The sequence below is a fragment of the Pseudoalteromonas sp. genome (assembly GCF_041613455.1).
GTDB lineage: Bacteria > Pseudomonadota > Gammaproteobacteria > Enterobacterales > Alteromonadaceae > Pseudoalteromonas.
Genome location: NZ_JBFJHD010000010.1, coordinates 1 through 13,037, shown reverse-complemented (window position 1 = coordinate 13,037; position 13,037 = coordinate 1). Strand labels below are relative to the sequence as shown.

Sequence of the window (13,037 nt, the reverse complement as noted above, 5' to 3'; positions counted from 1 at the left end):
TTCAGCAAAAAAAACACTAAACACAGCCCTTAATATGAGATTGTTAAATCAAATCATTCACGTCCGACACTCATCCTTTTTTACTGGTTTTAATACTTAGCACAAAAAACGGCTATGTAAAAACACAAGTCATTGAAAATGGTAAGTTTTTAAAATGGTAAAAAATGATGATTTTACAATGTCGAATTACCACCTAGAGTAACACCATGATTATGAGTTCATTGTTGAAGCGCATTTGTAGCTGTCATGCATCACCCTAATGCACTCATAGTCATAATTTACACTTTACTTACTGCAAAGTTATTAAGTGGATCACAAAACTTTATATCAGCACGGCATGCTGAAACAGCAAATACCTAACTCACTCAGGTCATACCTAGGTATTTGATTATATTATTCAAGGAGAAAAATAATGAAGTTATCTAAATCAATCTTAAGCTGTGCAATTGCAATTGCAATGGGAACTAATTTTGCTGCATATGCTAATACTGATTCTAAACCCACATCAACGTCAGAGTTAACAACAGCGGTTACTGTACAAGCGGCTTCAAACAGCATGACTCTGGTACAAAAACAAAATATTAACGACGCACTATTAGCACAAGATGGCGATTACAACACCATCAATGCAAATATCGATGGTAATGAAAACGTCACCGTAAGCACTCAAACTGGGCTTTTTAATTGGGCTCAAGCAACAACAGTGGGTAACAATAACAACGAAGTAAACACTCAAGAAGGTTCAAGCCACGCGTTATTATCACAAGTAACAGGCGATTATAACCAGTTAACGGTAACGCAAACGGGTCAAGGGTTCTTGGTTAATAATGAAGCTATCAATGTTATCAGCGGTGACGATAACTTGGTAAATGTAGAGCAAGGCGCTGGCGGGCATTGGTTTTATAACCTTGACATGCAAGGGAATGGCAATGAAATTAATTCACTACAGAGCGGTGAATGGCATGAAGCTGAATTCACCTCAGTATCGGGTGATGACAATATCATAGATATCTCACAGTCTGGTGTTTATTGGAATGAAGTTGTTGTAGGCGCATTAAACGGTAATGCCAATGAGGTTGATTTTGAGCAAAATGGTTCGCGTCATGAAATCACTTTTGATGAAGTGATAGGTGATGAGAATGAGCTAATCGTGGAGCAAGATGGTGAATATCAAACTGTCAACTTTGCAGCTGTTGTCGGCAGTGGCAACGATATTAACATAGATCAAGAAGGTAGCAGTAACACAGCTACATCTAACTTGTTTATGGGTAGCGATAATAAAGTAACCATTACTCAAAGAGATGCAGACAATACCACAACAGCAGAGCTTATCGGTAACAATAACGAACTAACAGCCACTCAAGCGGGCACTAATAATGAAGCGTATATGGGTGTTATTGGCTCAGGTAATGAGTTTGATATCAATCAATTTGGTGATGCAAACGAAGCGCACTTAGTGAACTTTAACGGGTCTGATAACGATGTCGATGTGTTTCAAAGCGGTGATGAAAACATTGCGGTTGTCGAGTCTTCTTTCCCCAATTCGGCACTCACTTCTAATGAAAACGATATTGATATCAGACAAGCCGGCGCTTTAAATGAAACGCTGGTTACCCTTGCGGGTATTTTAGATAGTAACGTAAACCAAATTGATATTGCGCAAAGCGGTGATCTGAACTTAGTCGACATTATGGTAGAAGGTAGCAACCATAGTATTGATATTGATCAAACAGGTGAAGGTAACTGGGTTACCGGTATGGATCAGTCTGCGTTTTTAATCGGTGGTGACAGTGTTTCATTTACTGTTAATCAAATCGGTAACGATAACTTGGTTCAAGGCGGCGTAATCGGCTATAACAGCATGGTTTCTGTGACCCAAATTGGTGATGGCAACACTGCTACAGTGACGCAAATGTAATTGCGAAGGAAGGGGGGAGCCACTCCCCCCTTAACTAACCTATGAAAAGTAATAACAGCAAATGTATTAGTTACTTATTATCACTGTTTTTGTGTTGTTCACCTGCAGTAAATGCAGCTGATGAGCTAGAAATAGATGGTCTATTACTGGACAGAAGCATTAGTCGCTTTGGTCATCAGTTTTATTACCAATTTTCAAACTACTGGCGAGATTTACCTTCAACAGCAGGATTTAACATAGAAATAAAAGAAACGGTGCTGCCTAAGGCTGGCACGAAACTTTCTTTAATAATGAATAACCAAGTTATTTATGCAACCTATTTAGGTCGCAGGTTAGAGCCGCTTGATGAACGTGTTGAACAAGCTGTTTTTATAGTAATAGATGCGATGGCTCGCTCAAACATGGCGGTATCTTCCCCAGATATGGCTATAAACGGATGGTAAAATGAAAAAAATACTACTTATAATAACAACATTCGCTTTTTCAGCAGGCGCAACCGAATTAATTTATACACCAATAAACCCTAGCTTTGGTGGTAACCCACTCAATGCAAATATGCTGCTGAGTAAAGCGCAAGCGCAAAATAAGCATAAAGCCCCAATTATAGAAAAAGATTATGCTGAACAATTTCAAGATTCATTACAACGCACTTACTTAAATCGCATGGTCAGAGAAATTACCAATATGGCATTTGGTGAAGACTCTGAGGACAGTATTTTTAATCAAGATTCTATTTTTATGAGTGGCGACTATCAAATTGAAGTGATCACCAGTACCACAGATACAATCACCGTAAAAATAACAAATATTCTCGATGGCACTGTGGTGATCATTGATGTACCGAGGTTTGGCTAATGTATAAATTATTAATAATAACAATTTTGCTTACGTTAACGGGCTGCTCAACCATGGGGAATTTAATTCCACCATCACAACAAAAAGCGACCAGTTTGAAACCCACAGAAATTTTTGCTGATTTAAAAAAGCTACCCAAACCGGTCGGCAGTATTCCCGTGTCGGTTTACTCATTTAGAGACCAAACCGGGCAATATAAACCGCAAACTAATGTTAGCTCGTTTTCTACTGCGGTTACGCAAGGTGCCAACTCTATTTTAGTACAAGCTTTACATGAATCAGACTGGTTCACGCCCGTCGAGCGCGAAGGGTTACAAAATATTTTGACTGAGCGAAAAATTATCCGTGCCGCCCAGTCAGAAAACCCCAATCAAGCCGATTTACCACCACTAACTACGGCTAAAATCATTTTAGAAGGCGGTATTATTAGTTACGATACTAATGTAAAAACCGGTGGCCTGGGTATGGAATACTTTGGCATTGGTGCCTCTGAGCTATATAGAGAAGATGCCATATCTATTTATTTACGTGCGGTAGACGTACGTACAGGTCAGGTATTACTCTCAGTGGCAACCAGTAAAAAAGTGCTTAGCCAAGAAATGCGTGCAGGCTTTTTTAGGTATGTAAGCTACAAGCGTCTTGCCGAAGCCGAAGCCGGCTTTAGTGATAACGAACCAATGAGTATTTGTGTTACCCAAGCGATTGAAAAGGCACTCACCGACCTAGTAACGAAAGGCATTGATAAAGGTTTGTGGGCTAAAAAAGCCAGTTGATAAACTAACCGCTCTCTGAATAATAAAGCTATCTCAAGTAGCTACTTGCAGCGCTAACTAAATACTAAAAAGGCTACTTAGGTAGCCTCTTTTATTTATGGGAAATTAAAAATGAATATTATCTTTGCATAGGTAATAAAACCGAAATATAGCGCTGCGCCCAGTTGGCCAGTTCGATTCGATTGCGTGAGTTGGTTTTTTTAAAGGCACTGTATAAATGCGTTTTTACTGTGTGATCGCTGATGTTTAACTTATCGGCAATAGTACTGTTACTCGCTCCTTGCGCTATTAGGTGTATTACCGAGCGTTCACGTTTAGTTAACTGCTCATAATCACTTTGTTTTAACTCTATCCCTTGATGCAAAGTGTTAAATGATGAGGTTGCTTCTAAAATATCCCTAAATGCTTGCGATAAAATCATACGGTTAAACCACAACTCACCGGCAGTGACTCTGAATAGCCCTTTAAAAATGGCTTCCGTAGGCGTTGACTTATAAAAAACGCCATTGATATGGTTGAGCATTAAGTTTTTTTCGCACACAGCTTCACGTTCGACATTGAAGAGCACCACATTATGCTCCTTTGCTAAGCAGATTAAATCTGCAGGAAGCAGGTCGTGCCAATTGTGCTTTGCACCATCAATTAAATATAAATGGTGGGCACTACGTTGTGCTGTGCTTGGCAAGCTATCATCCATTTTAATATCGCCAAATATAGCGCGCACAGTTCTTAAAATATTCTCATAAGGGTTTGAATAAGTAGATGTTTGAAAGTTAGTTTTAATAAATACTGATTTTTGCTGCATAATCTTCTTCCTTTGAAAACTTATGTAACATTAAGTAGTTATAAATAGATTACAATATAACCAAAGTCATTTTCAAGCTGTTATACAACACTTTGTAAACACATGTTAACAAATAACTTTGCAGTATATTTTTACGCCTATTTATATTCCTTGCACTATGCATTTGAGTTGCACACTAGTCGCTTTTTAACTCAGCGACAAGGTAATTTCCTGATGAGGGAATGAATGGCACAGGCTGCTTGCAGCCCTGTAATAAACTTAGCGCTCGCCACCGCGCCTCATATTATAATTAATTTAAATATTTTACCTTACTAACTTAGGTAAATCACTACAATATCGATCTGCCGATAAAGTTGTTAAATTCCACAATCGCCATTGGTCTGCCATACTTCCAACCTTGCCCATACTGTACACCGGCTGCTTTTAAAATCACTTCTTGTTCCAACGTTTCGATCCCTTCTGCCACACAGGTATACCCAAACTTATGCACCAGTTCCATAATATTAGGGATCATCGACGCTTTAAGGCCTTCAGTCGCAATATCTTGTACAAAAGAGCGGTCAATTTTTAATTGCTGAAAACTCAAGTGATGTAAGTTCTTAAGGTTAGAATAGCCCGTGCCAAAATCATCGAGCGATAAATTAAAGCCCGCTGCAATAAGCGTTTTAAAGTGCTCGTGAGCAACGGCTGAATCTAAATATTCATCTTCGGTGATCTCTAAAAATATTTTAAATTTAGATTGCGTTAGTGCCGTTTCCTTACACAGTAAAGACACATTACCTTGCTCTACATCATAAGGAAAAATATTGAGTGCGACCTTAAAACCGCTCGGCAGTTGTTCCACTGTTGCTAATTCTTTAAGCACCACCGCGATCATTTTTTGCGTAAAATGCCAGGTTAAATTAGTTTTTCTTAATGCAGGAATAAACTCATCGGGTGTCAATGTACCGTAGTTATCTTCAAAGCGCGCTAATACTTCACAACCTATTACCGTGGAGTTTTTTAAATTCACAATTGGTTGATACACCCAATAAAAACGGTCTTTTTTCAATCCCCTTCGCACGCGGCTTATTAATGAGCGGCGCGAGGTGATGTAATCGTCAATAACTAACCCTGATGAAACGCTCACTAAGCAAATTAAAATAAAGGAGATAATAAAGAGTTCTTTGTTATCAGAGAGAAAGAGCGCCCAAGGTAACTCTACCGCAACACAATAACTAGGGTAAAGACTGCTACACGTGGTGTCGGTTTCGTAATGGGAAAGGTTATTGCTTGCAGTAGCGTCGTAGAGCCCTTGTTGTCCGGCTAAGTGATATAGCGCATCAGGCTCTTGGTAAAAAATTTGCCAATTGGCTGCAACAACACTGTCGGCACCGAACACAGCTGATTTCAAAATTAGGTTATAACTTGCTTGACGCACAATAATGACTTTTAGAGAACGCTGAGTAAAGAGTAATAAATAAAGCTCAGGTTCAAAACGCACGCCTATTTGTGAGTGCTGATCCTTATCGATAAAATAGTCTGGTTGATTATCGGGTATCGGTTTAGCAAGGACGCCAGCCCCTGTAGTGCATATCAGTTTATTATCTTTGAAAAAGCCAATATCTATCACAAAGTGGGCATCAAATAATTGTTGGCGCATTGCGAGCAAGTTAGCGTCGTTACAGTCTGCAAAGCCCATGCTATTCAAGCGCTTTAAAATAGCAGTGCTTTCCTCAATGGCTTGATCAACTTGTGCAAGTAAATACTGTGAGTCTGAGCGCGTTTGCTCTGTTAGCTTTTGACCAGCAAAGTACATCAAGATAACACAGCCGATAGCAAATATAACGCCACCCGATAACAGCACTACGAGCAATTTTTTAGGGTGTTTTTTTATGGTCGCTTGCACTGTTCCCATTCAGACTGAGTCCTATAATAATTGTATAAGCAACTGAAAATAAACGTTACCCATAATGTGAACATAAAATATACTACACTAGTTTTTAGTGCGCATCTACACGTTGCTTAACTGCTTGGCTAATTTTTTGCTGTTGTGTTTCATCTAAGTGTACGCCATCAACAGGTGACACGTGCGCCACTGTCGCTAAATCAAAAAATAAACAGCCCTTCGTTTGAGCCACTTGGGCGAATACTGTCGCGAGTTGCGCTGACTTTTTCGCGGCACCATCATAAATTTTTGTGTAGTGGCCGACTTCTCGTACTAAGGGCGGGCTCAATAACAATAATTGTGGGAGTTTATTGCCACTATAAAATGCAGTTATTGAATCAACTAAACTCGCTAACCCTTGTGCAATCTGTGCTGGGGTTAAATTATAACGCTTTTTAAGATCATTAGTACCCAGCGCAATAATAATTAAATCTACATTATGCTCAACGAGATACGGCTTTAAATAACGCACCCCAGACAAGCTTCCTGAGAACGGGGGATTGTGCACCAGACAACGATTAGGTTGCCCTGCTGCTATCACTTTGTAGTCAGCCCCTAGCTGTTGTGCTAGCAACGTGGTCCAACGACATTCAGCAGCAAAACGCGTGGCGGTATCAGGGTTCAATCCCCAGGTATTTGAATCCCCAAAGCATAAAATTGTTTTTAGCATTAAAAAGGATTCAGCGTATAGCCCTGTTGCTGTAATTGCGCATGTGCCGTCATTGCCGAAAGTGCCATTTTAACACCGGGTATAAGCTGTTCAGGGGTCACTTTAAAATGTGTGGCAGATTGTCCACAAACAAATACCTGAGTATTATTGTTGAGTAATTGTTGAATTAACGGCTGGTTTTTATTAACTGCATCAAAACGACTTTGGTAAAAATTATTTTCTAGCACGTCAACGCTTGCTTTACCATGAATAACCAAAGCCAACTCAATGTTTTCCGGTTTGATGCCATGCGCTATATGCATATTTATAAAGCGCGCCAGTGAATTTATATTATGGTTTTGCTCACCGGGTGTGGCTGCATCGCCCACATCAAAGGCTATTTTAAAATGAGTTGCTGGCGCAATAGGCGCATGTGCCGGCACGCTATAATAATTACCAAAGTGCTTTATCGGCACCACTGGCGCTGTCGCTAAAACCGTTAAACTGGTCAATGCTAAACTTAGCCCTAAAAATATTGCTTTCATTTCCCGCTCCGCGTGTTCTTAAAAGTTCAGTCGTAATTTTAACACTATTTTGCTGCGTGTTATTATCTTTAAAATTAAATTGCGCCCAACAGCAAACATGGCTCACCTAGGGGGTTATTTTATTGCCACTGCCAATGATAAATATAGCTCAATATTAAACTATTAATAATAATTGTTACCCATAACACTATAATAAACGAGCGCTTTTTAGATTTATGCCGAAACCATTGCTGAGCTATAATAGCCCCAGGCCACCCGCATAATAGTGCTAAAAGGTGCAGTATTCGCTCAGGAATTCTAGCAACTTGGTGCGTTTTACGCATCGCTCGCTGTTTATCCCACTTGTACATTATAAGCGTAACACTACTCATAACTAGGTAGACGCTGGCGATAACACCATGCCAGTATTGATATAACCCACTTAAGGTGAGTGCCATTAAAAAACCCACGGCAAACAATAATAATAGTTTTTTAATCAAGCCACTCTCTCTTATACTCTAAACTTAGTAATTAAAAGATAGGTATTAAGTATGTCATATATAAAAACACTGCTGTTAACTTTTTGCTTGGTAAGTGGCGTGGTAGCTCATGCTCAACCCACTGAACTGGCTGCAGAACTTCAGGTATTTAAGCCTTACTTAGGCACGTGGCAGACAAATTTTGATGTGCCTGAGGGCACCAAAGCAATGCAAGATGTGGGTAAATGGGAACGAGCATTAAACGGTAAAGCAATACGTACTACTCATTCAATAAATGACGGTGAGTATGGCGGCGAGTCAATGATATTTTACGATACCAAAAAACAGTCGCTGGTGTTTTACTACTTCACGACCGCAGGGTTTTATACTAAAGGCACGATGAAAGTATTAAGCCCCACACAATTTGTGGCTTACGAAGAGGTGACGGGTAATAAAGACGGGATCACTAAAGTTAAATCGACCAGTGAATTTATCGACGATCAATTTGTTGTGGCTACCTCGTACTTAAAAAAAGGCGAGTGGACCAAGCCACAACAGCGGACTTACACACGCAGCAACAAAACGGTTAAGTTTAAATAACCGCTTTACATCACCAGGCAGCCTAAGCGGCCTGGTTAACGCTGTAAATTATTTTACAAACTTTTTAAACGCTTCATCTATCGGCGTATCAGCTAAGTGATTAGTGTAATTACTCATAACTTTTTGCGATAAGCCTACAATAATTTCAAGTAGTTGCTGTTTACCATAACCTGCTGCAAAAAACTTTTCTAGTTGCTCATCACTGATCACTCCACGCTCGCGCGTCATTGCCAAGGTGGTTTCACGCAATACTTCTAACTTAGCATCGGCCAGTGGGGTTTGATTCACCAACGCATCAACAATATCTTGATCAACTTTCATTGCCGCTGCAATCGCACTGTGGGCAGGCACACAATAATGGCACTGGTGCTCAACGTTAATTGATTGCCAAACAACCGTTAACTCTGCTGCGTTAAAGGAAGTGTTTTGAAACAGTTCATGCAGTACTTGATAACCTTTAAGTAATGTTGGCGCTTCAGCCATAACCGCATGTAAGTTTGGTAGCATACCAAATGCCGCCACTGAATCGGCCAATAGTGGCTTTGCTGCTTCTGGTGCACTTTCTGTTGTGTATAACGTAAATTCTGCCATGTTTAGCTCCAAAATTATTAAGATGACTCACTTCAAGACACATACTATTTGATTTTGAGCACTTGCTCAAGTTAAAATTGAGCATCTGTTCAAATAATGGAAAATGGTATGGCGAATAAAATTAAGTTTCAGCGTGAGGCGGTGGTTCATCGCGCAAGTCAGCTATTTTGGCAAAAAGGGTTTCATGCCACCTCTACGCGCGATTTACAACTCGCTATTAATATGCGACCAGGCAGCATCTATTCAGCCTTTGGTTCTAAAGAAGGGCTTTATATTGAGGCACTTAAAGATTATACAGCGCAAATAAAACAGCAAATTACAGACTGCTTAGCAACAGCCGATAGCATTTTGAGTGGTTTACAGCTGTTTGTTGAAAACGTTGTTATACACAAAGCAAACGCGCCGAGTGCCATTTGTATGTTGGTAAAAGCCAATAGTGAGTTTGCCGATAAAGACAGCAGCTTATACCAACTTAGTGTGGAGTTACTTAATAAGTTTGAAAATTACTTGTCGTTGCTTTTTCAGCAAGCAATTGACAATAAAGAGCTAAATAATTCTGTGCCGGCACAACACTATGCACGACTATTTGTGGTGCAATTTACCGGGCTGCGTGGTTATTTTAATCGCCCCGGAGTTGAATCATTAGCGCCAGCTATGATCGAGCAAATGTTTAACATCATAAAAAGCTTATAAATTTCTTATTGTAGTTAGTTGAACAAAAACGGCAGTAATTTTAAATTACTGCCGTTTTTATTTTGTCTCAGTACTAAATAACCATTAAGTTTTAAGTTTATTAAGCTCTGCGTCTTGCTGCGCAACTAATTGATTAAGCATTTCACTGCTGTCACCTGCTTGGGCAGATAAATCAGAAAGCTGCGACGCCGCATCGGAGATCAGCGTTAAATTACGGTTTATTTCTTCTGTTACTAAGCTTTGCTCTTCAGCAGCCGTCGCTATATGGGTAATTTGATTAGTAATTTCATCTACTTTTACCACCACACTATGTAATGCATCAAACGCAACTTCGGTTTCGTCTACAGCACCTTGTGCGCGTACTACTCCCTTCTCTATAACTGTTGATGCGTTACCTACTTCATGTAATAAACTATCAATTAATTGACTGATATCGTCAGTTGAGGAGCGAGTTTTTGACGCCAATGCCCGCACTTCATCAGCAACAACTGCAAACCCCCGTCCGTGCTCACCGGCGCGCGCAGCTTCAATTGCCGCATTAAGTGCTAATAAATTAGTTTGCTCGGCTATGGTGCGGATCACATCTAAAATTTGCGTAATATCTTTACTACGCAACGCGACTTTTTCTACTGCTTGGTTCGCTTCTTTGATCTCTGCCGACATAGTCTGAACTTGATTCATTGCTGATGACAAACTCGATTCGCTGCTAAGCACTAAGTTGTTAATTTCACCGGCTTGCTGCGCTGACTGCTCCGACGCGCTGGCAACTTCAAGTGCCGTAGCACTCATTTCGTTCATTGCGGTCACTACGCTTTCAATTTCCTGAAATTGCGCCTGTACATTATGCTTGGTCTCAACCGCAATATTGGCTGTTACTTCACCTTGCTGTTTAGTTTGCTCTGAAACGTGTTTTAATTGGCTGATCAGCTCTCGCAGTTTTGTTAAAAATTGATTAAAACCACCCGCTAACGCAATTAGCTCTGCATGCGCGTCAACATGCAAAGTCTGGGTTAAATCGCCCTCAGCACTGGCTAAATTATCAACCCGGTGTTGAATTTGTTGCAGCGGCGCAACAATGCTGGCAATAACAAACTTCATCACCATAAATGCCACCACGGCAATAACCAGCCCGGCAACCAAGATAATCACCCGCAGTGACGCTGCACTTTGCTGCATATTACTAGCCAGCGCTTGCGGCCCCGCCAGCGCTAACTCGGTAGGGACTTCGATAATGATTGACCACTGCTTATTCGCCAGCTTGATATTAATCGGATAATTTACTAAATATTCATCTCCAATGTTAATGATGCCACTGCGCGCTTTTAACTCGGTAATATTATTAGCGGTTGCGGGGCTAACAGCCTCTGCAAAAGGACGGCCTAATTTAGACTTGTAATGACTGCTGCCCACCACAAGGCCTAAGTCGCTCAATAGCGTTACTTTTGCTTGGCCATTATAAAGCTCGGAAGACAGCTGCTCGGTCATCGTTTGAAACGTCGGTAAGGTTAAATCAACGCCAGTAATACCGATAAACTGACCTGCATTAATAATAGGTACCGTCAACGACGTTAACATAACCGTATCGCCGGAAGGAATATCGTAAAGGTAGGGCTCCATAATACACGGACGCAGCGTTTCTTTGGCGCATAAATACCAATCTGCTTCGCGAATACCAAATTCATTGCGTGTGGTAATGTATTTATCCGCAGCATTAGCCACTTTTTGTTGTTCAATGACACCGTTTTGATCGCGGGTAAGGTACACTTCTAAAGTCCCCGCGCCATCGACTGAATGCGTGTAGCCACGCTGATAACGAGCATCTTGGCCATCAAACGCATTGGCTTCAAACTGTGAATACACCGAGGATAAAATAGTGTTTTGTTCGAGTATAGAGCGATTGAGTTTAACTACAGTGTCTCTGTCTAGGGTGTTTTGCTGCGCCGCATCACCGAGCATAGCCGCTAACGAAAAAGGCACGCGGTACGCTTCATTAATAAAGCCGGCTATTTTTTCGCCATACACAGCCGCGTTGGCAGTGAGTTTTTCTTCAACTTCAGCGGTAATATAATGCGCTGATTCTGCAGCTTGTTTTTTGTTACTGAGTGACAGTTGCCACCATAAAACACTTGAAAGCACCAAAACCGTAATAAATATACTACCTACTGTAAGCCAAAGTAACTTTTTTGCTAACGCTGTTTCTCGCATTCAATACACCTTTTTAATTAATATAACGCCACCAGTTTAGATGATTTGCACAGCGAAACCATTATTTTTCTAATAAAATCGGCCGCTTTGCTAAGCACATCGTTATTAGCGATGCCATTACCAATAAACATACACTTACCCATAAACAGGCGGTAAACCCGTATAGCTGAAACACAGCCCCCGACAAAACAGTACCCAGTAAGCGCCCCATTGCATTGGCCATGTAATAAAAGCCGACATCAAGCGATACCCCATCATTTTTAGCCAGCCTGACGATTAAAAAGCTATGTAGCGATGAATTAACCGCAAATACGCCACCAAACACCAGTAACCCGATAATTAATGAGTAACTTAACGCGATATTTAATTGCATAAACAATGCCAACAGCGCTGTCACAGCTGCGAGGAGTATGACCCATACAACGGCTTTGTTAAACGCCGCAGTGTGTGTCGTAAATTGGCCCGTTATTTGCGGCGCTTGCGACTGCACTACCCCATAGGCGATGACCCACGATGCCATAAAGCCGCTTACCCACCAATAATCCCAATTAAATTGCGCGGCTAAATAAACCGGTAATGCCACCACAAACCACACATCGCGTGCTGCAAATAAGCATAACCGCGCCGCACTGAGTAAGTTAATTGCTGCCGATTTAGAAAACAGCTCGGTAAATTTAGGCTTATTTTTAGCTTTGCCAATATCACCTTGTAAAAACACTAAACTTGTAAGCCAAGCAAGCGCTAATAACGCGATTAACGCCGTTAATGCCCCTACAAAACCAAACAGCGTCAATAATACTCCGCCTAAAAAGAAGCCCACTCCTTTTAACGCATTTTTAGAGCCGGTTAGGCGGGCAATCCATTTATAAAGTTGCTGGTGTCCTTGCTGATCGTTGGGTACTAAATATTTAATCGCGCTTTTGGCACTCATTTTATTCAGATCTTTGGCGATACCACTGAGCGCCTGCGCGGCCATCACATAGCTAACCGTTAACCAGTCGGCGGGGACACACAGCAT

The 13,037-nt window shown here is 40.9% G+C and carries 14 protein-coding genes; 6 read left to right on the top strand and 8 right to left on the bottom strand.

The genetic code is table 11. The features are described 5' to 3' along the window. Positions 1-412: 412 nt before the first annotated feature. Genes ABYB02_RS02205 through ABYB02_RS02190 form a run of 4 tightly spaced genes read left to right on the top strand, consistent with a single transcriptional unit; the run spans position 413 to position 3,546 of the window. Positions 413-1,918 (top strand): curlin repeat-containing protein, encoded by a 1,506-nt coding sequence (locus tag ABYB02_RS02205; protein WP_372760627.1) that lies wholly within the window; start codon positions 413-415, stop codon positions 1,916-1,918. Between the two features lie 41 nt (positions 1,919-1,959). Continuing rightward, on the top strand, positions 1,960-2,361 hold the full coding sequence (locus tag ABYB02_RS02200; protein ID WP_372760625.1) for a curli production assembly/transport protein CsgE: 402 nt from the start codon (positions 1,960-1,962) through the stop codon (positions 2,359-2,361). Between the two features lies 1 nt (position 2,362). Further along, positions 2,363-2,773: a curli assembly protein CsgF gene (locus tag ABYB02_RS02195; RefSeq protein WP_372760623.1), complete on the top strand. Its 411-nt coding sequence runs from the start codon at positions 2,363-2,365 to the stop codon at positions 2,771-2,773. After that, on the top strand, positions 2,773-3,546 hold the full coding sequence (locus ABYB02_RS02190) for a CsgG/HfaB family protein (RefSeq protein WP_372760621.1): 774 nt from the start codon (positions 2,773-2,775) through the stop codon (positions 3,544-3,546). Before ABYB02_RS02195 ends, ABYB02_RS02190 begins: the two co-directional genes overlap by 1 nt. Positions 3,547-3,664: 118 nt before the next feature. On the opposite strand, the gene ABYB02_RS02185 is transcribed toward ABYB02_RS02190, so the two are convergent. The 5 genes from ABYB02_RS02185 to ABYB02_RS02165 all read right to left on the bottom strand — a co-directional run bounded on the left by ABYB02_RS02185 (position 3,665) and on the right by ABYB02_RS02165 (position 7,843). Next, complete coding sequence (locus ABYB02_RS02185; RefSeq protein ID WP_372760619.1) at positions 3,665-4,351, bottom strand: response regulator transcription factor; 687 nt, start codon at positions 4,349-4,351, stop codon at positions 3,665-3,667. A 328-nt stretch (positions 4,352-4,679) separates the two neighbouring features. Continuing rightward, positions 4,680-6,248 carry an EAL domain-containing protein gene (locus ABYB02_RS02180; RefSeq protein WP_372760617.1) on the bottom strand — a complete coding sequence of 523 codons (1,569 nt, stop codon included), beginning with the start codon at positions 6,246-6,248 and terminating at the stop codon, positions 4,680-4,682. Between the two features lie 85 nt (positions 6,249-6,333). Then, on the bottom strand, positions 6,334-6,948 hold the full coding sequence (locus ABYB02_RS02175; protein WP_372760615.1) for an SGNH/GDSL hydrolase family protein: 615 nt from the start codon (positions 6,946-6,948) through the stop codon (positions 6,334-6,336). Further along, complete coding sequence (locus ABYB02_RS02170) at positions 6,948-7,472, bottom strand: DsrE family protein (RefSeq protein WP_372760613.1); 525 nt, start codon at positions 7,470-7,472, stop codon at positions 6,948-6,950. Before ABYB02_RS02170 ends, ABYB02_RS02175 begins: the two co-directional genes overlap by 1 nt. 119 nt (positions 7,473-7,591) lie before the next feature. Next, entirely contained in the window at positions 7,592-7,843 is a 252-nt protein-coding gene (locus ABYB02_RS02165; protein WP_372760671.1) for a DUF1294 domain-containing protein, read from the bottom strand. Positions 7,844-8,002: 159 nt separating this feature from the next. Here ABYB02_RS02165 and ABYB02_RS02160 point away from each other — a divergent pair, with 159 nt between their 5' ends. Then, positions 8,003-8,530: a hypothetical protein gene (locus ABYB02_RS02160; protein WP_372760611.1), complete on the top strand. Its 528-nt coding sequence runs from the start codon at positions 8,003-8,005 to the stop codon at positions 8,528-8,530. A gap of 48 nt (positions 8,531-8,578) precedes the next feature. Here ABYB02_RS02160 and ABYB02_RS02155 read toward each other — a convergent pair whose 3' ends face one another. Then, complete coding sequence (locus tag ABYB02_RS02155) at positions 8,579-9,121, bottom strand: carboxymuconolactone decarboxylase family protein (protein ID WP_372760609.1); 543 nt, start codon at positions 9,119-9,121, stop codon at positions 8,579-8,581. A 108-nt stretch (positions 9,122-9,229) separates the two neighbouring features. On the opposite strand from ABYB02_RS02155, the gene ABYB02_RS02150 reads away from it, so the two are divergent. After that, positions 9,230-9,814, top strand: coding sequence for a TetR/AcrR family transcriptional regulator (locus ABYB02_RS02150; protein ID WP_372760607.1), 585 nt, complete (start codon positions 9,230-9,232; stop codon positions 9,812-9,814). A gap of 84 nt (positions 9,815-9,898) precedes the next feature. On the opposite strand, the gene ABYB02_RS02145 is transcribed toward ABYB02_RS02150, so the two are convergent. Continuing rightward, positions 9,899-12,019 carry a methyl-accepting chemotaxis protein gene (locus ABYB02_RS02145; protein ID WP_372760605.1) on the bottom strand — a complete coding sequence of 707 codons (2,121 nt, stop codon included), beginning with the start codon at positions 12,017-12,019 and terminating at the stop codon, positions 9,899-9,901. Positions 12,020-12,080: 61 nt separating this feature from the next. After that, positions 12,081-13,037: organoarsenical effux MFS transporter ArsJ (arsJ, locus tag ABYB02_RS02140; RefSeq protein WP_372760603.1), on the bottom strand; the 957-nt coding region annotated here is incomplete at its 5' end.